The sequence below is a fragment of the Pseudomonas sp. SIMBA_067 genome (assembly GCF_046534675.1).
GTDB lineage: Bacteria > Pseudomonadota > Gammaproteobacteria > Pseudomonadales > Pseudomonadaceae > Aquipseudomonas > Aquipseudomonas putida.
Map to the genome: position 1 here is coordinate 868,891 of NZ_JAWRYH010000001.1, position 20,241 is coordinate 889,131.

At 59.6% G+C, this 20,241-nt stretch carries 17 protein-coding genes and 1 pseudogene; 3 read left to right on the plus strand and 15 right to left on the minus strand.

The window, feature by feature from the left end; translation table 11 throughout:
* Positions 1-22: 22 nt before the first annotated feature.
* The 3 genes and pseudogenes from SB765_RS04015 to SB765_RS04025 all read left to right on the plus strand — a co-directional run bounded on the left by SB765_RS04015 (position 23) and on the right by SB765_RS04025 (position 4,676).
* A complete protein-coding gene (locus SB765_RS04015) occupies positions 23-2,503 on the plus strand; it encodes an efflux RND transporter permease subunit (RefSeq protein ID WP_410930969.1) in 2,481 nt (826 codons plus the stop codon).
* A gap of 1,024 nt (positions 2,504-3,527) precedes the next feature.
* Positions 3,528-3,821 (plus strand): annotated as a pseudogene (locus SB765_RS04020) (methyl-accepting chemotaxis protein); the annotation flags it as partial.
* Between the two features lie 141 nt (positions 3,822-3,962).
* Positions 3,963-4,676: a methyl-accepting chemotaxis protein gene (locus tag SB765_RS04025; protein WP_410910418.1), complete on the plus strand. Its 714-nt coding sequence runs from the start codon at positions 3,963-3,965 to the stop codon at positions 4,674-4,676.
* 55 nt (positions 4,677-4,731) lie between these two features.
* On the opposite strand, the gene SB765_RS04030 is transcribed toward SB765_RS04025, so the two are convergent.
* From SB765_RS04030 to SB765_RS04100, 15 genes are all read right to left on the minus strand, one after another.
* Positions 4,732-5,157 carry a carboxymuconolactone decarboxylase family protein gene (locus tag SB765_RS04030; RefSeq protein WP_341798534.1) on the minus strand — a complete coding sequence of 142 codons (426 nt, stop codon included), beginning with the start codon at positions 5,155-5,157 and terminating at the stop codon, positions 4,732-4,734.
* A 58-nt stretch (positions 5,158-5,215) separates the two neighbouring features.
* Positions 5,216-6,505 carry an MFS transporter gene (locus SB765_RS04035; protein WP_410910254.1) on the minus strand — a complete coding sequence of 430 codons (1,290 nt, stop codon included), beginning with the start codon at positions 6,503-6,505 and terminating at the stop codon, positions 5,216-5,218.
* 60 nt (positions 6,506-6,565) lie between these two features.
* Positions 6,566-7,738, minus strand: coding sequence for an NADH:flavin oxidoreductase (locus tag SB765_RS04040; RefSeq protein WP_341798532.1), 1,173 nt, complete (start codon positions 7,736-7,738; stop codon positions 6,566-6,568).
* A 28-nt stretch (positions 7,739-7,766) separates the two neighbouring features.
* Positions 7,767-8,327 carry a nuclear transport factor 2 family protein gene (locus SB765_RS04045; RefSeq protein WP_410930970.1) on the minus strand — a complete coding sequence of 187 codons (561 nt, stop codon included), beginning with the start codon at positions 8,325-8,327 and terminating at the stop codon, positions 7,767-7,769.
* 67 nt (positions 8,328-8,394) lie between these two features.
* Positions 8,395-9,180 (minus strand): SDR family NAD(P)-dependent oxidoreductase, encoded by a 786-nt coding sequence (locus SB765_RS04050; protein WP_410910252.1) that lies wholly within the window; start codon positions 9,178-9,180, stop codon positions 8,395-8,397.
* Complete coding sequence (locus SB765_RS04055; RefSeq protein WP_410910251.1) at positions 9,177-9,794, minus strand: SDR family oxidoreductase; 618 nt, start codon at positions 9,792-9,794, stop codon at positions 9,177-9,179. The genes SB765_RS04050 and SB765_RS04055 overlap by 4 nt, the downstream gene beginning before the upstream one ends.
* A gap of 145 nt (positions 9,795-9,939) precedes the next feature.
* Entirely contained in the window at positions 9,940-11,061 is a 1,122-nt protein-coding gene (locus SB765_RS04060; protein WP_410910250.1) for an acyl-CoA dehydrogenase family protein, read from the minus strand.
* A 10-nt stretch (positions 11,062-11,071) separates the two neighbouring features.
* A complete protein-coding gene (locus tag SB765_RS04065; protein ID WP_410910249.1) occupies positions 11,072-12,286 on the minus strand; it encodes an acyl-CoA dehydrogenase family protein in 1,215 nt (404 codons plus the stop codon).
* 56 nt (positions 12,287-12,342) lie between these two features.
* Entirely contained in the window at positions 12,343-13,884 is a 1,542-nt protein-coding gene (locus tag SB765_RS04070; RefSeq protein WP_410910248.1) for a class I adenylate-forming enzyme family protein, read from the minus strand.
* A 71-nt stretch (positions 13,885-13,955) separates the two neighbouring features.
* Positions 13,956-14,765 (minus strand): 2-oxo acid dehydrogenase subunit E2, encoded by an 810-nt coding sequence (locus tag SB765_RS04075; protein ID WP_341798525.1) that lies wholly within the window; start codon positions 14,763-14,765, stop codon positions 13,956-13,958.
* Between the two features lie 22 nt (positions 14,766-14,787).
* On the minus strand, positions 14,788-15,018 hold the full coding sequence (locus tag SB765_RS04080) for a lipoyl domain-containing protein (protein WP_341798524.1): 231 nt from the start codon (positions 15,016-15,018) through the stop codon (positions 14,788-14,790).
* Positions 15,019-15,040: 22 nt separating this feature from the next.
* Entirely contained in the window at positions 15,041-16,030 is a 990-nt protein-coding gene (locus tag SB765_RS04085; protein WP_341798523.1) for an alpha-ketoacid dehydrogenase subunit beta, read from the minus strand.
* On the minus strand, positions 16,027-17,010 hold the full coding sequence (locus tag SB765_RS04090) for a thiamine pyrophosphate-dependent dehydrogenase E1 component subunit alpha (protein ID WP_341798522.1): 984 nt from the start codon (positions 17,008-17,010) through the stop codon (positions 16,027-16,029). Before SB765_RS04090 ends, SB765_RS04085 begins: the two co-directional genes overlap by 4 nt.
* 45 nt (positions 17,011-17,055) lie before the next feature.
* Entirely contained in the window at positions 17,056-18,762 is a 1,707-nt protein-coding gene (locus tag SB765_RS04095; RefSeq protein ID WP_341798521.1) for an FAD-dependent oxidoreductase, read from the minus strand.
* The gene (locus SB765_RS04100; RefSeq protein ID WP_341798520.1) at positions 18,759-20,120 is read right to left on the minus strand and encodes an aromatic ring-hydroxylating oxygenase subunit alpha; all 1,362 of its coding nucleotides are present in this window, start codon (positions 20,118-20,120) and stop codon (positions 18,759-18,761) included. Before SB765_RS04100 ends, SB765_RS04095 begins: the two co-directional genes overlap by 4 nt.
* Positions 20,121-20,241: the final 121 nt, after the last annotated feature.

Sequence of the window (20,241 nt, forward strand, 5' to 3'; positions counted from 1 at the left end):
AGAAACCGCGATGGCTATAAAGATGGACCAGGCCACGGACAAATATCCCGTGATCACGCATCGTCGAGATTTCGATGAGAAGACCGGTAACCGCGTCGAGCGACTTATTTTCAATTACCGCGCGGTGATCATACTGATCATTGCATTGGTATCTTTGATTCTGGGCTGGCAAGCAACACGCCTGGTCGTGAACGCCAATTTCGACCGGATGATCCCCACCTCACACCCCTACATTCAAAACTTCATCGACAACCGCAACGAACTGAGTGGTTTGGGCAACAGCCTGCGTATCGTGGTCGAAAATACCGACGGCGATATCTTCGACCCGGCCTATCTCCAGACCTTGCGGGAGGTCAACGATGAGGTGTTCCTGACGCCCGGCCTTGATCGGCCTTGGATGAAATCGCTATGGACCCCGATCCTGCGTTGGAACCAGGTAACCGAAGATGGCATGCGCGGCGGCCCGGTCATGCCCGACCATTTCGATGGCTCTGCGGAAAAGCTCGCTGAGTTACGCGAGAACCTGAATCGCTCTGGGGCTCCAGGACGGATAGTGGCGAATGATTACAAGTCTTCGATGATCACCGTGCCAGTACTGGACCGCTACGCCGACACTGGGTTGCCCATTGACTACAAAGCGTTGTCTCAAGCCCTTGAAGAGAACGTGCGCAGCAAGGAACGTGACGGTATCAAAATTCACATCGTTGGCTTCTCGAAGCTGGTGGGTGATCTGATCCAGGGCTTGGACAAAGTCCTGATGTTTTTCGGCATCTCTGCATTGATCGCCACCGTGTTCGTATATGGCTACACGCGTTGTCTGCGCAGTACCCTTATGCTGGTCGCCGTTTCAATATTGGGCGTGGTCTGGCTGTTGGGGCTCATGCATCTGACAGGTTACGAACTGGATCCTTATACGATACTGGTGCCCTTCCTCATTTTTGCCATCGGGTTGTCCCACGGTGCGCAGAAAATGAACGGCATCATGCAGGACATCGGGCGTGGGACTCACAAGTATGTGGCGGCGCGCTACACCTTCCGACGTTTGTTCATGGCGGGACTCACAGCTCTGTTGGCCAACGTTGTTGGTTTCGCGGTGCTGATGATTGTCGATATCCCGGTGATCAGGGATCTCGCGCTGACCACCAGCATCGGCGTCTCGGTACTGATTTTCACCAAGCTGATACTGATCCCTATCCTTCTTTCCTACACGGGTGTGGGCCAGCACGCTGCCGAGCGCTCGTTGCGCGAGCAGAGCGGCGATCACAGCCAACCCACCCGGATCTGGGCCTTCTTTGCAGCCTTTACCCAACGTAAGTGGGCATGGGGCGCGGTCATCGTCGCTGCCCTGCTTAGCACCGCCGCATTGTTCGTTCGCCACGACCTGCAAATCGGCGACCTGAGTGCTGGCGCCCCCGAACTGTGGCCAGAATCGCGTTACAACCGGGATGTCGCGTTCGTCACGGCGAACTACGGGTTGTCCAACGACCAGTTTGCGATCCTGGTGAAGACCCAACCTAACGTCTGTGACCATTTCAGCAACTTGCTCGAAGCAGATCGGCTGGGCTGGGAACTGAGCCATGTCCCGGGTGTGCAAGCCACTGAGTCCTTTGCCACGCTCACCAAGCGTGGCGTCGCGGGCACCTATGAAGGCTACTTCAAATGGAACAGCATCATCCGCGAGCCGCGGTCGCTGGGCTACGCGGCCTCGCAAGTGCTGGTCAACAATCCGGACGTGCTCAACCCTAAATGCTCGGTGTTCCCGGTCATGGCGTATCTGAGCGATCACAAGGCAAGTACCCTCAGCCGCGTGCTGGAACGCGCCGAAGCATTTGCCAAAGAGCACAACAGCGCCGAAGTGCAATTCCTGCCAGCGGCCGGGAGTGCGGGAATCGAGGCGGTGACCAACATTGTGGTGAAAGAGTCATTCTACAAAATGCATGGGCTGCTCTATGTGGGTGTGATCCTGCTGTGCCTTATCACGTTCCGCAGCTGGCGTGCCGTATTGGTCGCATTGATTCCTTTGCTGATCACCACGGTACTGTGCGAAGCACTCATGGTCTGGCTTGGTATTGGGGTCAAGGTAGCGACCCTTCCGGTGATCGCACTGGGGGTTGGCGTTGGGGTCGACTATGCGCTGTACCTGTTGTCGGTGCAGCTGCTGTTGCAGCGCCGTGGTGTCACCTTGTTCCAGGCTTACACCGCTTCCTTGCAGTTCACTGGGCGGGTCGTCGCGTTGGTCGGCATGACCATGGCCGCGGGCGTGATCACCTGGGCATGGTCACCGATCAAGTTCCAGGCGGACATGGGCATTCTCCTGGCGTTCATGTTCCTCTGGAACATGCTGGGCGCTCTGATTCTGATTCCGGCACTTTCGTACTTCCTGCTGCAAAGCCGTGAACAGCGTCAACAGGCACAGGCGGCCAGCCTGGAGGCGCCAGAAATGCGCTCAGAAGCGGCAGCCGAGCCAAGTCACAAAAAGGCCGCAACGGCCAGAACTGCTTAGGTATCCGCGTTACAGCAGCCTGCCCGCCCGGGCAGGCTGCTCCAATCAAGACCTCTCTCGACACCCCCTGGCCGCACTCACCTGCAACCGGTCCTGCACCCGTGCGACCGCACGTTGGATGTGCCCGCCCCTTACAACAACAAGAACCGATACCCAAACGGGAAAGGAAGCCGACATGCAATTCTTGCTGACCCCAGCGATCGTGTTAATGAACCGTTTGAGCTTCACCCTGAAGTCCAGCTTGATCTGCGCACTGCTGCTGCTGCCATTGCTGGCAGCCGAGTATTACCTGACCCGCGATATCTACGGGCAAATCACTACAACCCGTGTTGAACTGGATAGCCTGGGCACACTACGCACGGCATTGGATGTCAGTCGGGATCTTCAAACACTCGTCGATCTGTCTGAGTTGCTGCTGGTACATGGCACTACAGGCCGCGCCGCCGAGGCGATCAGGCAGGTTGAGGCCCTTGAAGCTGAGGCCCTACAACGTCTGGACGGCATACCCTGGGGCGAGGAAAGTGTTCTTGGCGAAAAGCGCGACGCACTCGTCGCAGGCCTGCGCGCTGCCAATCAAGAGGCACGCTGGTCAACCAAACTGGAAATCCGCCGCAAGCAATTGGCACATGCGTTGAACTTGAACAAGGCAATTGTTTCCGAAGCCGGCCTCTCACAAGATCGAAGCCGTGTGAACCGGCAATTGGTCGACCTGGTGACCAGCAGTACGCCGCGGGTCGTCGCAGCGCTGGGCACGACCCGTGGGCTCGGAGCCTTGGTTATGCTCGACCAGCAACTCGGATCAGCCAACGCCATACGGCTGGAACAAAACCTTATGACCCTGGGCGGCCTGGAAGACGAGTACCGCCAGACGCTTGCGGATCTGCACGATCCAGCGCTGGACCAACCAGGCGCGCAAAGCTTGCAAACGCTGGCTCAACAGCAGCGCCTGCTGGCCAATGAATTGCTGGTAGGCGATGAGCTCAAGGGTACGTGGCAGACTTTTTTCGTCCAGGTCAGTGAGGAGATGGCTAAAACCTACCAGCTGAACAGCGCAGTGATCGATCGAATTGGCGAAAACCTGCAACGCCGGGTCGACCGCCAGGTCGCCAATTTGCTGACCTTCGTAGCCCTGCAGGTGTTACTGCTATTGACCATCGCCTACCTGTTCGGGGGCTACTACCTATCCATTCGTTCATCACTGCGAGGGTTGGGTAAGCTGCTCGAGCAGGTCGCCAATGGCGATATGACGGCCGCCTACGTCCCGCCAAGCCGGGACGAGCTGGGTGAGCTCGGCCGCACGCTTGCTCGCGCCCTTGCCCGCATACGAGAGCTGATCGTTGGTGTCAGCGCCACCGCCGCACAGGTGGCACACAGCACCGCGCAGGTCGAAGTGCACTCTATTCAAGGCTTTCAGGCCATTTCGAATCAGCGTGACCAGATCGGCGTGCTGGCAACGGCCATGAGCCAGATGTCGTCGACCGCAGATTCAGTGGCGGGGAATGCAGCACTGGCCGTGGACAGCGCCCGGCAGGTCAATCAGCAGACCATCACCGGCCAGGCCCTGGTGGGCACGCAGGTAGGCGCGATCGCAGACCTTGGCGGGGAAATGGAAAGGTCGGTCACGGCCATCAACCAGCTTGCCCAAAACAGCCATGAGATAGGTCGCATCGTCGATGTCATCAACGGCATCGCACAACAGACCAACTTGCTCGCCTTGAATGCCGCCATCGAAGCGGCAAGAGCCGGCGAGCAAGGCAGGGGCTTTGCCGTGGTGGCCGACGAGGTTCGTACCCTGGCCAAGCGTACCCAGCAGTCCACTCGCGAAATCGAGGACATGATCGAAGCACTTGGGCAAGGGGTCAGCATCGCTGTCAGCACCATGAGCGCCAGCCATGAGAAGGCGAACCTGTGCAGGACTCAGTCGCAACGGGTGGAAAGCGCCTTTGGCAACATCCTGGCCTGCGCTGGCCGCATCCTTGAACAAAGCCTGCAAATCGCCGCTGCAGCCCAGCAGCAGCATGCGGTTGCCATGGAGATGGATTGCACTATCGTGGAAATCAACCGTGCCGGGGAGTGCACAGCCGCCGGTGCTGGTCACTCCGAGGAGGCGTCCCGACAACTGTCGATGTTGGTTTCACAGCTAAAGGTTGCCGTAGGCCGTTTCAGCGTGTAGGACGCTGAACACTGAAGGGGCGATCATGGCCGTGGCCGCCCCTTCTCATTGCGGGTTACAACAGTCCTGTCTCAGCAGCGGTTTGAGCCCCGCCGTCCATGCCACGCTCGCGCAGCACCTCAACCGCTACGGCCAACGCGCTGGAAACCGCCGGAAACCCAACATAGGGGACGGTTTGAATGATCACTTCTTGAATGTCATCGGCTGTCAGGCCGTTGGTGATGCCGAAGCGCAAATGATTGCGCAACTCCTCGGTCTGACGCAGAGCGATCAACGTGCTGATCACGACAACGCTACGCGTCTTCAGATCCAGCCCGGGGCGTGACCATACGGCGCCGAATGCGTGTTCCACGGCCATGCGTCCGACGTCAGCGGCGAAACGCCCTGAGTTGACGTTGGCCTCCATTGTTTTGGCAAATTCCGGGCCCATCATGCGGACCATCAGGTCGTAACCGGCTTTCCAGTTTTCATTGTCAGACATTGTCAAAGCTCCTGGTCGAATGCGAAGGCCGGCAGAAGATGCCGGCCCGGTTTGGCTGTCATTTCGAGGGCACCACGCTCGCGTCAGGTGAGCCCCGTGCAGCGATCGCGGCTGCGGATATCTGTTCACCCGTCGGGTACCGCCCCATACCGAGGTAACTGAGCGCCGCCAACACGAAACAGCCGGCTGCCACCATCAATGCCACGTTATAGTTGCCGAAGTAATCGTACGAAAGCCCAATCAGGGAGCCTTGCACAGCGATCATCACGGCGATGCAGAAAACACTGATGCCGTAAATCGAGGCGTAGGAGCGCATGCCGAAATATCGCGCGATCATGAACGCCACGACGTCGATCTCGGCTCCCTGGCCCAGGCCGAGCAACACCAACGCGATAACCGCCATCCAGGGTTCGAGCGATTCCGGTAGCAACAACAGGCAGCCTATCGCGGGGCCCAGGGTGAATAGGCAAGCCACCAGCGGTGCCCAGATCCGGTCGACCAGCGTCCCGGTCACAAAGGCGCCGATGAGCGCCGATACGCCGACCACGCCGATCAGTGCAGCGGCGCTAGCGGCCTCCAGCCCCTTCCCTACCAGTAACGGCTGGAACTGCGAGAGCAAGGCAACGATAGGGGCATAGTTCAATGCCGAGGCCAGGCACACCAGGATCACTTTGTGGTTCTTCAAAAGCCCCCATAGTGAAACCTCAGCTTTGCTACCCACAGGGGTGCAAGTGGGAGCTACGCTCGCGCCTCTTATCCATAACCAGGCCGTAGGTAAAGCGGTGAGCAAAATCAGTCCACCGAGGGCGACGAAGCCGGTGCGCCAACCATAGGTGGCGATAATGGCGAACACCGCCGGTGGTAACAAAGCGCCCGATAACGCCAGACCTGATCGAGTGATGGCCAGCGCCAGTCCCCGTGAGCGCTCGAAAGCGCCGGTGACCACCCGGGTGAAGGTCAAACCCGTGGTCGCTGCACCGCATACGCTGAGCAGCCCGTACAACAAGTAATAGAGCGGTAGCGGTCCGTGCATCAAAGCCAGTGAAAAATAGGCGCAGGCGGTCAGTATTACCCCCGCAAGCAACACCGGACGCACACCGACACGGTCCACCAGCCTGCCAAGCACCGGAGCGATAAGTGCGGCTGCGAGACTGGCGTTGTGCGCCAGTGCGATGTCTCCCCTGCTCCAGCCAAACGCTGCCTGCAGCGGCGCAACGAACAGGCTGGACACCGAAGGCCACACCGAAAGGCACACACCCGTGCCTAGCAATGCCGCCAGCCCTAAGCGCCAGTGCTCGCGCCATTCACGCATGGCTATACGCCATTGATCGTTGTCTTGGGCAGTCATGCTGCACCCTCTTGTTATTGGAATGAGGCGATGCACGTCAGGTGATCGCAGCGGGATGTGTCAGTTAAGTGCCGACAGCGCTTCATTGGAAAACGCATCGAAATCAAGGCCCAGGCGTGCCTTGCGTGCCCAGTGTGGGTCCTGCAGCAATGAGCGACCAACACCCACCAGGTCGAACTCACCGCGATCAAATCGCTTCATCAACGCAGGCAAGTTGTCACTGGCCTGCGCCCCGCCTTTCTTGTTGCTGTCATACATACCGTTGTTCAGGCCAACCCCACCCACTGTCATGGACAAGCAACCGGTCAGCTTCTTAGCCCAGCCAGCGAGGTTCAAAAGGCCATCTTCACCGCCTTGATCGGGGAATTCTGCGCGGTCGAAGAAGCGCACACTGGCGTCGAAGACGCTAACGCCCGCCTCGGCGATCGGTGTCAGCATCTGTTCCAATTCTGAGGGGTTGTAGGCCAGCTTGGCCTTGAAATCCTGCTGCTTCCACTGCGAGAACCGAAACACGATCGGCATTTCCGGGCCCACAGCGCTGCGTATGGCACGCACCACCTCAGCGGCAAAGCGGCTGCGTTCGCGATGGTTGCCACCCCAGCTATCGCGCCGTTGGTTGGTGATCGACCAGAAGAAGTTATCGATCAGGTAGCCATGACCGCCATGTATGGCGATACCATCGAAACCGCAGTCACGGGCGTGGGCAGCACTGCGTGCGTAGGCCTGGATGACGTCGGCGATATCCCGTTCAGTCATGGGCTCGGTAGGCACCAGTTGGCTTTGTACATAGCTATCCGGGGATGAGGTCAGCCCTCCCTGCGGTCCCCAGATGCCCGATGGCCGCATGGAGGCGACCTCTGGGTGTGGGCCTGTGCCCTGACGGCGCATGACCCCCTGGTGCCAGAGTTGCGGGAAGACCACACCACCGACCTCATGGACTTGTTGTACCACTCGGCGCCAGGCGGCTAGCGCGCTTTCACCGTACAAGTGAGGCAAATCCGATTCGCCGATCCCGGCCTCGCCCAAAGCTGCGGGGTGATCGATCCCGACGGCCTCGGTGATGATCAACCCGGTCTCACCTTCAGCACGTCGCCGGTAATATCCGGCTACCCTCTCGCCAGGTACACCCCCAGGGCTGAAGTTACGGGTCATCGGCGACATGACGATGCGATTTTTCAGCTGAAGCGAGCCGATGCGCAGGGGGTCGAACAGTGGAGCCAGTAGCGAGTCCATGGAGTAACACCTCAAATAGCGTGACAGATCATCGGCGAGGGGCGTTGCTGCCAGAGCCGGACCAGAAACCTTCCCAGGTTGGAAAACTCGAGGGCAGGCGCGGTTGGTGGCGCTCGGTCGTGTATTTGCCCGGCCAGTTCTGCCACTGGGGATTGCCAGGGCGTTGCAACCAGTCGGTGGAGTACCAGTGGCGCTCATCGCGTCGAACGAAAAACCATTGCCCATCCCGGCGCTGGTAGTGGTCGAAATAACAGATGGCCATGACCACCCAGTGCTCGCCGTCCTCATGCTCCGCCCGGCAATACACGGTGCCAGTGGCATGGTCCGCATCCTGAAAATCAATGGTCTGCCCGCAGATCTGGTGAACGCAGCGATGGAACGCCTTGAGAATCGGCTCGGAGCCGTAGAACGCCGCGAGCGCCTCACGCCCCTTGCCCCAGCGGCCGCAATCGACATCGTCCACGAACAGGCCAACCAGGCTGTCAAGATCGCGGGAGTCTACGGCCAAGGCATAGCGTGCAGGTAACTGGCCTATGGCTAGGTGCGCTTCCACCCGTTCCAGACGTTGCAGCAATAGGTCCTGACTCATGCCGACCATGCAGCACCGGTCACGATGGCAACTTTGCCTGTCAGTCGATTCATCTTCGTTCTCCGTTTCAAACCGCGGTATAAAGCCCGCCATCGACCTGGATGATCTGGCCCGTGATGTACCCCATGCCTTCGCCACACAGCCCAACCACCGCCCTGCCGATATCGTCACGTTCATGGCCCATGCGACCGAGGGGAAAGTTGGCGATGTACGCATCGCGCAGTGTTGGGTTGCTGTCGAAGAACGCTGCCGATGCCGCCGTAAGCGCTGAAGGCGAGATAGCATTGACTGTGATGCCCTGCGGCCCCCACTCGCGTGCCAGGGCCTTGGTCAAGCCACGAATACCCCCCTTGATCGCTGCGTAGGCAGGGTTCAGGGCGGCGCCGTGGAGGCCGAATGTCGAACACAGCAGAATCATGCGGCCGGCGCCGCTGGCGCTTAACGCTTCATGGGCCGTAAGCGCGCAATGATGTGCCCCCACAAGGTCAACAGCGACCTGGGCGTCCCAATCGTCGTCTGCAAAGTCCTGCAGTTGCTTAGGATGGCCGGAGGCGCCGTGGGTGGCATTGTGGACGAGAATATCGAGCCCAGCGAAACGCTCCAAGGCGGCATTGACCGCACGTTGCATGTCCAGCAGGCACGTGACGTCTGCCTCAATCGCCAGCGCTTGCCCCCCTTCGGCGCGTATCAGCTGCGCGGTCTCCTCGCCGGTAGTACCCCGCCGCGCTGCCACGACTACCTGCGCACCCGCAGCGGCCAGCTCCAGAGCGATACCCCTCCCGATACCTCCGCCCGCTCCGGTGACCAGGGCAGTTTGCCCCGCGAGGCTGTTGCTCGGCATTGTCTTTTTCATGGGACCATCCATACGCCACCGTCCACGGGGATCGATGCACCGGTCACGGCACGAGCGCCGACCAGCATCGCGATTGTTTGCACGACCCCCGTCTCGATCCCCGGGACGAACCCGAGCGCAGGCGGTGGTGGGCCCATTTCCGGACTCAGCGGCAGGGCCGCGCCCACCAGTTGCCCCGCGAATACAGTGGGATCGAGCCCAAGCCAATTGAGCCGGATACCTTGCCCTCCCCACTGACGCGCTGCCGACTTCATCATTGCGCGCTGCGCCTCGCTCAATGCAGACAGGGCAGCAAACCCGCCCGCCCCCGTGAGTGAAAGGTTAGGGCCAATCAGCACAACACTTGCCGAGCCAGGGGCCAAAGCCCGCCATACTGCTTGCAAGCAATGACGGCTGGTTCGCAGCGGGGCCAACAACGCCGAACTCCACTGTTCAGGCGATAGCGCCACCACAGGCTGGGCATCGCGGCTCTGCGCATTACCCACAGCCAAGACAACCGCGTCGATGCCCCCCAATGCCAACTTGGCCCGAGCGACTGCGGCTTCGACAGCCGCAAGGTCAGTGAAGTCCTGGTCGGCGTCCAGTACCCTGCAGGCCGCTCCTTGATCACGCATGGCTTGCGCCAAGCCGCGTAAACCCGGGCATCCGGGAATCGCCAGCAGAACCTTGGTGGCGCTCAGTAGCGACGTGTTCCGTCCTGCCTTACTCATGGCTAGCCCGTCCTCATTCGAGTGAAAGGGTGGGTGACTACACGACCGTTCAGTACCCCTTGGCGAAGCGCGCCAAATGGTAATCCGTGTCACCGAAGCGCTTTTCCAGCAGCGTCATGAAACGGAAATAGTGGCCAACCGGATACTCCTCGGTCATGCCAATACCACCATGCAGTTGCACGCCTTGGGCGCAAACAAACCGCCCAGCCTTGCCAGTCGCGGCCTTCGCCGCCGAGACTGCTCGGCGGCGTTCATTGGCGGGCTTGTCGAGGTACGCCATGCCGCGGAACAGGATGGAACGTGCGTGTTGCGCTTCTACGAACATTTCAGCCATACGATGCTGCAAGGCCTGGAACTTGCCGATAGGCTGGCCGAACTGGTTACGGGTCTTGATGTACTCGGCCGTCATGTCCATGACCCCGTGCATCACGCCAAGGCTCTGCGCGACCACGGCCAACGCCGAACGGTCGTAGGCTTCCTCAAGGATCGGCTGGCTGCGCGAAGGTTCGATGAGCAAGGCCGCCGCAGCCAGCTCAACCCGGTTGAACCGAACATCGGCGGCCCGCGTACCATCTACCAGCGCATATTCGATGACCTCAACGCCGGGGGCCTTGCGGTCAACGATGAATACGGCCGGGTGCTGATAGTCATCCAGGCGTGCAGTGACCAGGAGCTTGTCGGCAGAGGGCGCATCGAAGACCAGTGTCTTCAAGCCATCAAGCTGATAACCATCGCCGGCACGACGCGCTACGGTATCGTCGACGCACCCCAACGTGAAGCGCGACCCCGACTCGCTGTCTGCAAACGCAAGCAACATACGTCCCTCGACCAGGGCTGGCAGCAAATCCTTGCGGTGGTAATCGCTACCCGAGCGGTCAACGATGCGCGCGCACAACATCACACTGCTGATGAAAGGCTCCAGCACCATGCCCCGGCCAAACGATTCGAGTACTACTGCAGCCTCGACGAATGAGCAGTCCAGCCCGCCAACATCCTCTGGCAGTGTCAATGCAAGCCAGCCAAGTTCTGCAAAAGTTTGCCAATGTTCACGGCTGAAGCCTTCACCAGCAGTCGCCTGGTGCCGCCGCTGCTCAAAACCGTAATCCTCGCGGATATAACGCTCTACACCATCGCGCAGCATCAACTGCTCTTCGGAAAGATTGAAATCCATGTGAAAACCCTCAGAGTCCGAAAGCCAGTTTGGCGATGATGTTCTTCTGTACTTCACGTGCCCCGCCGTAAATGGTCGCGGCGCGCTGGAAGAAGTACATGTTGGTACGTCCCAGCATGTGGCCCGGCCAGACTTCATCTGCAGCCTCAGGTGCGTCCTGTTCCAGCATGTCGTGCGTGAAGAAGCGCAGAGCGCGAGGCCCCATGGCATCGACCTGCAGCTCTGTTACGCGCTGCTGCAGTTCTGAACCTCGTACTTTCAATGTCGAGACAACAGCATCGAGGTTATCGCGCAGCTCTTCCTTGGCGAGAATGCGCAGTACCGACCATTCGAGCGCCAGAATGTCGCATTCGATTTCCGCCACCTTGCGGGCGAACGCCGGGGTATCGAGCAGCGGTATACCGTCAATCATTTCCGATCTAGCGATGGCCTTGGCCTTTTCCAGCTCCCGCTTGTTGAAGTAGATGAATGCGCTGGAAGTCCGCTCCTTCTCGAGAAGGTATTTCGCATAGGTCCACCCCATGCCTGGCTCACCGACCAACTGCTCCTTCGGCACCCGGACGTTTTCCAGAAAAACCTCCGTCAGACCATGCCCACCGTCGATGGAAATGATCGGGCGCACGGTAATACCAGGTGTTTTCATGTCGATGAGCAGAAACGAAATGCCCCGCTGCGGCTTGACGGTCGAATCAGTACGAACCAGGAAGAAGCCCCAGTCGGCAATCGTCGCATCGCTGGTCCAGATTTTCTGGCCATTGACCACGTAGTGCGTCCCGCTTTCGTCAAGTTCGGCACGGGTTTTCAGGCTGGCCAAATCCGAGCCTGCGTTCGGTTCGGAGAAGCCTTGGCACCAGAACACCTCGCCTGCCAGCAGAGGAGGCAGGAAGGTTTGCTGCTGCCACGCGTTGCCGAACGCAATCACCACGGGGGCCATCATGTGGGTGCCTTGCCAGCCGTAGTCCAGGCCATTGGCGTTGAGCATCTCCTCAAGGAAAATGTGCTTGCGAATGGGTGACCAATCGGTACCACCATGGGCCTCTGGCCAGTGCGGCGCGCCCCAGCCCCTTGCGTGAAGGGTTTTCTGCCATTGGCGCAGAACATCGCGGGGCGGAGGGTGTGCACCCACGTAGCCGAAGTGTGCTACTTCGGGGCTTACGCTTTCTTGAAAAAACTGCCGGACTTCCTGACGGAAGCGCTCATCCTCGGGGCTGAATTCGAAATTCATACTGCAGTCTCTCATTGTCGATGGAGGGTAGGTCTGGGCGGCAGCATGATCTTCACCTAACCATGGCTAGCTTGAGCGCGTTGACGCAGAGCCACCTTGTTGATCTTCCCGGTGGCGATCCGCGGTAGCTCGCTGACGAACTCGATGGCCTTGGGGCACTTGTATCCTGCAAGGACCGACTTGCAGTGGCCGATCAGTTCGGCCTCGCTGAGGTGTGCTCCCGCAGTGGGTACGATGAAGGCTTTCACCGCCTCCCCCCATTTGCTGTCCGGGATCCCAATGACTGCGGACTCAACGACGTGGGGGTGCAACTCAAGCGCGACTTCAACTTCCCGGCTGTAGATGTTTTCACCGCCGGAAATGATCATGTCTTTCTTGCGATCGACCAGGAAAAGGTAGCCATCGGCATCCTGGTAGCCCATGTCACCGGTGTGGTACCAGCCGTCGCGCAGGGCTTCCATGGTGGCTACCGAATTGTTCCAGTAGCAGGTCAGTTGGGTATCGGAGCGCAGCAACACCTCACCAGGCACACCCTGGTCACAGTCCCGGCCTTCGTCATCGACGATGCGCAGGTCGAACCCGGGGCCAGGGATACCCACCGATTCCAGACGTCTGATCTGGTCGGCGCTCCCATACGGGTCTACCTCATGACGTGGTAACGCACAGGCATTGCTTTCAGTCATCCCGTACTGGACTGAGAAAATCGGGCCGAGTTTGTCGATGGCACGTTTCAACAGCGGGACTGGAATAGGCGCTGCAGCCGTGACCACATGATCAAGGGACTTGAGGCAGAACTGGTCTATCTGCGGGTGGTCAAGGAATGACTGCAGCATGGCGGCGACCATGAACGTGAATGAAACCCGTTCATCCTCGATAGCACGCATTGCCGCGAGGGGATCGAAGCCCGCTTGCACCACCGTTGAACCACCCATCCACGCTGCGGAGTTGACGAAGCCAATGCCACCAATGTGAAAGGCCGGGGTGGTCTGCAATACCCTCGTCGCACCGCTGAAACCTGTGACCAATGCACAACTTTCTGCCGTTCTGCACATGGCGTGGTGGGTTCGGACTACCCCCTTCGGCGTGCCGGTGGTGCCGCTTGTGTACATCAGGTAGGCGAAATCTTCGGGCTGCGAACGGATGGGAGGCCCCGCCTCGTCCCCGTCGCCAACAGCTTGCTCGAACGGTGTAGCCCACTGCGGGGTTACGCCAATGCAAATAAAGTGTTCGATCGAGGGCAGTTCGCCACGCAGCTGGTCGACCAGCGCCGTGTACTGCGCTTCGAACACCAGCACCTTGGGCGAGGCATCCTGCAGAATGTAATGAACTTCCCGCGCCGCAAGGCGGAAATTCACCGTTGCCGCGATATATCCCGCCCACTCACAGGCACGGTAGGTTTCAAAATATTCAACACAGTTGGTCGACAGAATCGCCACGCGGTCCTGTCGGCGCAAGCCCGCTCGATAGAGATGGGATGAAAGCCGACGCGCACGCTCGGCTAATTCAAAATTGCTCACCCGGCGCGAGGCGCTGGTGAAAGCATTGCCAGCAGGAAAATAGCGAGCGTTGCGCTCTGTCATCTCACCAAGAGTCTTCATCGATATTCCGTCATTCTTATCAGGCTGTTGTAGAACGGATTACGTTTATGCAGGGTACAAACAGTGTGCGGTCAGCCCTCCAGGGCGGCAGGGTCTGCCAGCAACTCGGCCAGCCTGGCAGTAAAACGTGCGGCATCGGCCCCGTTGATTACCCGGTGGTCATAGCTCAATGACAACGGCAACGTTTGGCGCCATTCAATGGCGTCGCCAGCACCGCGACGGGGTTTGTCCTGTGTTCGCGTGACGCCAAGAATGGCCACCTCCGGCGCGTTGACTATCGGCGTGAACGCCGTGCCGCCGAAGCTTCCCAACGAGCTGATGGTGAAGCAACCGCCGGTCATTTCGGTCATGGCCAGGCCTTTGTCCCGCGCCTTGGAAGAAATGGCCTGTAGCTCGGCAGCCAGCTCATGAATGGTCTTGCGGTCGCAATCCCGGAGCACGGGTACCAGCAGACCAAACTTGGTATCAACCGCCACACCGATGTGGAAATACTTCTTCAGCACCAGGTTCTTGCCACTGCCGTCCAGTGATGCATTGAACTGTGGCAAGCTCTGCAGCGCGCCGACAACGGCCTTTATCAGGTAGGGCAGCAGGGTAAGCCTGGTAGTGGCCCCGGCCTCGTTGAGGGCCTTGCGGCGGACGTCGAGCTCGGTGATGTCAGCATCGTCATGGTGCGTGACATGGGGAATCATCACCCAGTTGCGCGCCATGTACTTGCCCGTCAACGCTTGCACACGACTGAGCGGCCGCGTCTCGATCTCGCCAAATTCGCCAAAATCGACCTGTGGCCAAGCCGGCAGATCGCTCCCGAACTTTAGCGGTTCAGCTAGAGCGGCTTGGGTGTTACTGGGCTGTTTGGCCGCTGGGCTCTCGACACTCATTAGCTTCTCCCTACCTGACGTTTCAGACGATCTCGGCCAACACCGTACCAACCTCGTAGGTTTCACCGGCCTCAGCAATGATCTTCAAGGTGCCACTCGCAGGCGCCTCAACCTCCTGGATCGACTTGTCGCTTTCCAGGGCATAGATGATCTGCCCCTCCTCGACGGTGGCGCCGTCTGCAACCAGCCACTCGGACAACGTACCTTCATTCATTGAAAAGCCCAGTTTGGGCAGCAGGATCTGGGTGCTCATGGCTGTTTCCTTGGGTTGAATTTCACTTGAGCGTTGCGCGGACAGCCGCTTCAATCTGCTCGAGGCTGGGAACATGTGCGTCTTCAAGCGGCTTGGAGAAAGGCACAGGCGCGTAGTTGGACCCTACGCGCTGAACGGGGGCCTTGAGCTGCCCGTAAAGCGATTCGTAGATCAGCGCAGCGATTTCAGCCCCGACCCCGAATGGCTTGACCGCCTCATGGACGATCACCGCACGGCCGGTTTTGGCTACCGAAGCGAGGAAGGTGCCGGTGTCCAACGGCGAAATAGTGCGCAAGTCGATCACTTCGGCCGAGACACCCTCAGCCGCCAGCTTCTCTGCCACCGCACAGCAGTCCAGAACGCGGCGGCTATAGCTGATCAGCGTGACGTCGGTACCTTCGCGCAGGACATTGGCCTTGCCCAACGGGATCTTCTTTCCACGTTCAGGCGCAGGGCCGGGTGCCCAGTAGGTCGGCATGTTTTCAATGAACAGTACGGGGTCGTCGTCCTCGATCGCCGAAAGCATCAAGCCATACGCGTCCGCAGGGCTGGAGGGGGCTACCACCTTGATACCGGCGGTATGGGCAAACCAGGCCTCCAGGTAATCGGCATGCTGCCCACCGGTACCGAAACCCGCACCGGTCATGGTGCGGATGACCATGGGTACGTGGGTTTGGCCGCCTGACATGAAGCGCAGCTTCGCGGCATGGTTGATGATCATGTCCATGGCCACGGTGGTGAAGTTCATCAACATGATTTCTGCCACCGGGCGCATGCCGACAATGGCCGCACCGATAGCCGCACCAATGATCGCCTGTTCGGCGATCGGTGTGGAGCGAACCCGTGAATCGCCGTACTTGCTGGACAGGCCGCGGGTTACGCCGACGATACCGCCCTCCTCCTTGTCACCCACGTCCTCACCTAGCACGATGACGTTGACATCGGCCGCCATGGCATCATCTATTGCCTGGTTGATCGCTTGAATGCTGTTGATCTTGGCTGGCTGGTTCATACAGTGACCTCATCCTTGTAGATGTCGCGCTGGAGTTCCGCGAGATCCGGGTAGGGGCTGTTCAAGGTAAACTCGACGGCCTCGTCGATTTCACGCTCGATGTCGGCTTCCATACTGGCCAGGTAGTCTTCGCTGGCAAGGCCAGTTGCGATGAGCCAGCTACGCAGCAGAGGCACCGGGTCCTTTGCCATCCAGGCATCTTTTTCGCCCTTGTCCATGTAGCCGTCGGCGTCACCGAACACATGACCATGGAACCGGAACGTCTTGGCTTCGATCAGAGACGGCCCTTGGCCGTCCCGCGCGCGATCGACTGCTTCGCGGGCTGCGCGATAAGTGGCCACCGGGTCGTTGCCATCTACCGTGATGCCGGGCATCGAATAAGCCGCTGCGCGCTGTGCAATATTTGCCACGGAGGTGCCGTAGGCATACTTGGTGTGCTCGGCGTAACCGTTGTTCTGGCACACGAAGATCACTGGCAACTTCCACACCGACGCCATGTTCAGCGCTTCGTGGAAGGCGCCAATGTTGCTCGCACCGTCACCAAAATAAGCCACACTGACGCGCTTCTCACCGCGAATCTGCGCGGCGAGGGCCAGGCCGTTGGCAATGGGCATCGAGCTGCCGACGATACCGGTGGTTACCATCACGCCCGTGGCCGGGTGGGTGACATGCATAGGGCCGCCTTTGCCCTTGCAGGTGCCGGTTGCACGGCCTCCAAACTCGGCCCAGAGGTCCTTGAGCGGAATACCTTTGGCGATCATGTCATGCACGCCGCGGTAAATGGTGCAGATGTAATCTTCGTCGTTCAGGCATGCCGAGACTGCCGAGGGAATCACTTCCTGCCCGCGCGGCGAGTAATACGGCATGACCAGCTTGCCGGACTTCAACACCGCACGAAAACGGTCGTCATTCTGTTTGATCCGCGTCATGCGCCGGTAGATGCCGACCAGGATCTCGCCTTCTGGAATTGAGGCTGTCATTTCAATGCTCTCCATTCGAACCGAATCACAAGGCTGAGTACGTACTCACCAGATCTTTTCTTGCCCTGCCGAATGCGCAGCAGCGATGTAGGCAAAGATGAACGATGCCGCGATGCTGGTACCGGCCCCCGGATACGCTCGCCCGCTTACCCCTGCCGTCGCATTGCCCGTGGCGTAGAGCCCGGCAATCGGCTGGCCGTCCTCGCGCAGCACCCGCGCATATTCATCGGTCACCAGGCCGCCAGCAGTGCCGACGTCGCCTGGGTACATGCGCACCGCATAAAACGGGCCTTGCTCGATCGCACCCAGGTTGGGGTTGGGCTTGATGGTCGGGTCTCCATGGCAACGGTCGAACGCTTTGCCGCCGCGGGCAAAATCTTCGTCCTTGCCCGTGACACAAAACTGGTTGAAGCGCTTGACGGTTCTGAGCAGCCCGCCGGTATCGATGCCGCACTTGCTCGACAACGCCTCGAGCGTATCGGCCTTGATCATGTAGCCGCTGTCCAGCCATTGCTGAGGGACCTGGCCAGGCATGGCGGTGCCCCAGGGGTAGAACTTGCGCTGTCGGCTGTCCATCACCACCCAACTTGGCACGGCCTTGCCTGTTTCGGCCTGACGCTGGTACATGCGCTGGCCGATTTCCATGTACGACCCGGCTTCGTTGCAGAAGCGCTCGCCGTCCTGATCGACCATGATCGAGTAGGGCAAGGACAAGTCCAGGTGATGCATGAACGGCAACGGTTCACCGGTGGGCGTGCGCGCGCCTTCCGGCAATGTTTCGCCCGGACCGAGCGAGGTGACCACCCACCATGCCTCGTCCATGCAATCAGTGGCTGCCCCCAGGCGCATGGCGGCTTGGATCACTTCGCCGGTGTCGCCTGGGTTTGCGTTGGTCCACGCCGCCGATGCCGGTTGCGGCTGGTAGCGCTTGCGCATTTCGGCATTGTGCGAAAAACCACCGGTGTTGATCAGCACGCCATCATGTGCCTGAATACGCCGCAGCTGAGTGCCCTGGCGCACAGCTACGCCCACTACCCGGCCGTCTTCGACAATCAGTTCTTCGACTGGAGACTCGGTCCAGATGGGCAGTTGCTCGCGTAGCGCGATCTGTAGCATGCGCCCCTGAATGGCGGCACCGCCACCTAGCACATGCTGGCCGCGAACCTTTTGCTTGAGCAGGCGCAAGCCCAGTTGCATGGCCTTACGCTTGCCTGCCCACGTGCGCTTGAGCAGGAACAGGGTTGGGAATTCATTGGAATTGGCTGGCATGGCGGGACCGCGGTAGCGCGACAGACGCCCTTCCCACTCCCCCAGCTCTTTCACATCGAACAGTTTGGCCACGAGGGAGCGGCCACGTGGCTCGCCGCCCGGGCGGTCATCGTAATAGTCGGACCAACCGTCGGCGTATTCGAACGCCATGCCCTTGCGCTCTAGAAAGTCGACAATCACAGGGCCCGTGCGCAAGAACGCCTCACGGCGCGGGACACTGGTAGATGGGCCTTCGTAGGTGACGACGCTGTCGAAATACTGCCGGGCCCGCTCGTAGGAATCATCCACGCCATGACGCTTCATCACCGCATTGTTCGGCACCCACCAGACACCGCCCGAGTAGCCCGTCGAACCACCGATCTTGCTCTGTTTTTCGATGATCAACGCACGTTTGCCCAGTTCCTTGGCCTTGAGTGCAGCGCACATGGAGCCACCACCGCTGCCAATGATCACCAGATCATACGACTCATCCCATTGGCTCATTGCGCGGACTCCGTGCCGAACAGGTATTCCTGCAGTTCACGGTGGAAGTTGGAAATTGACGATTCCTGCAACGGATTCGTACGCGAACCGCTGAAGCCCCGTGACTTCATACCCGCCTGCACTTGCCCCATGTTTTGGAAGTCCTGACTGAGGATCAGACCGAAGTTCTTTACCGTGTCGTTCTTCCAGTCGTCCACACCGTGGTAGAACTCGCGCTCCAGCTTTGGCTCCTGGCCCGGCGCATAACGCTTCAGCGACCAGATATCGTAGATGCAGGAGTCGGGGTTATCGCCATCAGGACGGGCGCGGTAGAACAGTGCCCCGTCTGGATAGTGGAGGAACACCAGGTTGGGGAAGACATGCCAATCGGTACCTGCGCGAGCCATTTGTTCCATGGAAATATTCGGCCAGCCAGCGCCGTCGGCAATGGCCGCTTCGACCTGAAACTGCATGGCTTTGCCCAGCACCAGCATCTGGTCCTGAGTCGGCTCGACTTCCGTCATCAACCGTTTGGTCGCCTCGTTGTCCCGATCGGTGAAAATCGCCTTCAACTGGTCTTCCATGATCTGGTAGAACTTGACCATCCCCGGGCGGATATCATCCGGGATCGGCTTGCCAGTGCGCGGGGATGGAGTACCCGGCAGGCGGGTTGCAGTTGAATAGTCGAACATGCCGTGCTTGCCGAAGGCGAAGCTGCGGGTAACGTCGTCACCTTGAGTATCAAGGATCTGTGGGTGCGTCGCTGCGACGTGATAGCCCTCGTTGAAGGCTTCCAGTGCAACTTTCCAGTTGCACGGCAGGCGCACCGACTTGTACCAGCGGTACCGCATCTTCTCGAATTCGTAGCAATCGGTGATCTCGGGCACCGGCGCAAGGTACTTGGCCAACGGCTCAGCATTGGGGTCCATATTGATGAATACGAATCCGCCCCAGGTATCGACCAGCACTTCCTTGAGCGCCAGTTCGTCATGACTCATGTTCGGGCAACCGGCCCAGTCTTGCTCATCGAGAATACGCAGTACGCTGCCATCGAGGTTCCACTGCCAGCCGTGGTAGTTGCAGTGAAACTTGGTGGCATGGCCACAGCCAGTGGTAAGGCGGCGGCCGCGGTGTTGGCAGACGTTGTAGTAGGCCTTGATCCTGTCACCTGTCAGGCGGGTGACAATGATGGACTCGTCGATGACGTCGAAGGTAACGTAGTCACCGACATTGGGGATTTCTTCGAGTCGGCAGGCCACCTGCCAGATCTTCGGCCACATCCGCTCCTTTTCAAGCTGGACGTAATCCTTGGACAAATAAGCTTCGCGGGGTACAAAGTCAGGCCGTACGGTCTTCGGTGCCGATTCTCGAGCAGACATCTGCAAACCTCCTTCATCAGCAGCCTGTGAAATGCTGCCTGGGCTCGTATTTTTGTTGGCGAGCCGGCATTACCGACCCTGCATTATTGTGAACGATGTTCAAGACTATAAACGCGGCGAG

What these genes read in the sequence shown, in the direction of transcription:
- SB765_RS04085 (WP_341798523.1), bottom strand. Translation starts at nt 16,030, where the DNA reads ATGAACCAGCCAGCCAAGATCAACAGCATTCAAGCGATCAACCAGGCA.
- SB765_RS04050 (WP_410910252.1), bottom strand. Translation starts at nt 9,180, where the DNA reads ATGAAAAAGACAATGCCGAGCAACAGCCTCGCGGGGCAAACTGCCCTG.
- SB765_RS04045 (WP_410930970.1), bottom strand. Translation starts at nt 8,327, where the DNA reads ATGAGTCAGGACCTATTGCTGCAACGTCTGGAACGGGTGGAAGCGCAC.
- SB765_RS04060 (WP_410910250.1), bottom strand. Translation starts at nt 11,061, where the DNA reads ATGGATTTCAATCTTTCCGAAGAGCAGTTGATGCTGCGCGATGGTGTA.
- SB765_RS04065 (WP_410910249.1), bottom strand. Translation starts at nt 12,286, where the DNA reads ATGAATTTCGAATTCAGCCCCGAGGATGAGCGCTTCCGTCAGGAAGTC.
- SB765_RS04075 (WP_341798525.1), bottom strand. Translation starts at nt 14,765, where the DNA reads ATGAGTGTCGAGAGCCCAGCGGCCAAACAGCCCAGTAACACCCAAGCC.
- SB765_RS04025 (WP_410910418.1), top strand. Translation starts at nt 3,963, where the DNA reads ATGAGCCAGATGTCGTCGACCGCAGATTCAGTGGCGGGGAATGCAGCA.
- SB765_RS04070 (WP_410910248.1), bottom strand. Translation starts at nt 13,884, where the DNA reads ATGAAGACTCTTGGTGAGATGACAGAGCGCAACGCTCGCTATTTTCCT.
- SB765_RS04080 (WP_341798524.1), bottom strand. Translation starts at nt 15,018, where the DNA reads ATGAGCACCCAGATCCTGCTGCCCAAACTGGGCTTTTCAATGAATGAA.
- SB765_RS04100 (WP_341798520.1), bottom strand. Translation starts at nt 20,120, where the DNA reads ATGTCTGCTCGAGAATCGGCACCGAAGACCGTACGGCCTGACTTTGTA.
- SB765_RS04090 (WP_341798522.1), bottom strand. Translation starts at nt 17,010, where the DNA reads ATGACAGCCTCAATTCCAGAAGGCGAGATCCTGGTCGGCATCTACCGG.
- SB765_RS04055 (WP_410910251.1), bottom strand. Translation starts at nt 9,794, where the DNA reads ATGCGTGATCAAGGAGCGGCCTGCAGGGTACTGGACGCCGACCAGGAC.
- SB765_RS04030 (WP_341798534.1), bottom strand. Translation starts at nt 5,157, where the DNA reads ATGTCTGACAATGAAAACTGGAAAGCCGGTTACGACCTGATGGTCCGC.
- SB765_RS04015 (WP_410930969.1), top strand. Translation starts at nt 23, where the DNA reads ATGGACCAGGCCACGGACAAATATCCCGTGATCACGCATCGTCGAGAT.
- SB765_RS04035 (WP_410910254.1), bottom strand. Translation starts at nt 6,505, where the DNA reads ATGACTGCCCAAGACAACGATCAATGGCGTATAGCCATGCGTGAATGG.
- SB765_RS04040 (WP_341798532.1), bottom strand. Translation starts at nt 7,738, where the DNA reads ATGGACTCGCTACTGGCTCCACTGTTCGACCCCCTGCGCATCGGCTCG.
- SB765_RS04095 (WP_341798521.1), bottom strand. Translation starts at nt 18,762, where the DNA reads ATGAGCCAATGGGATGAGTCGTATGATCTGGTGATCATTGGCAGCGGT.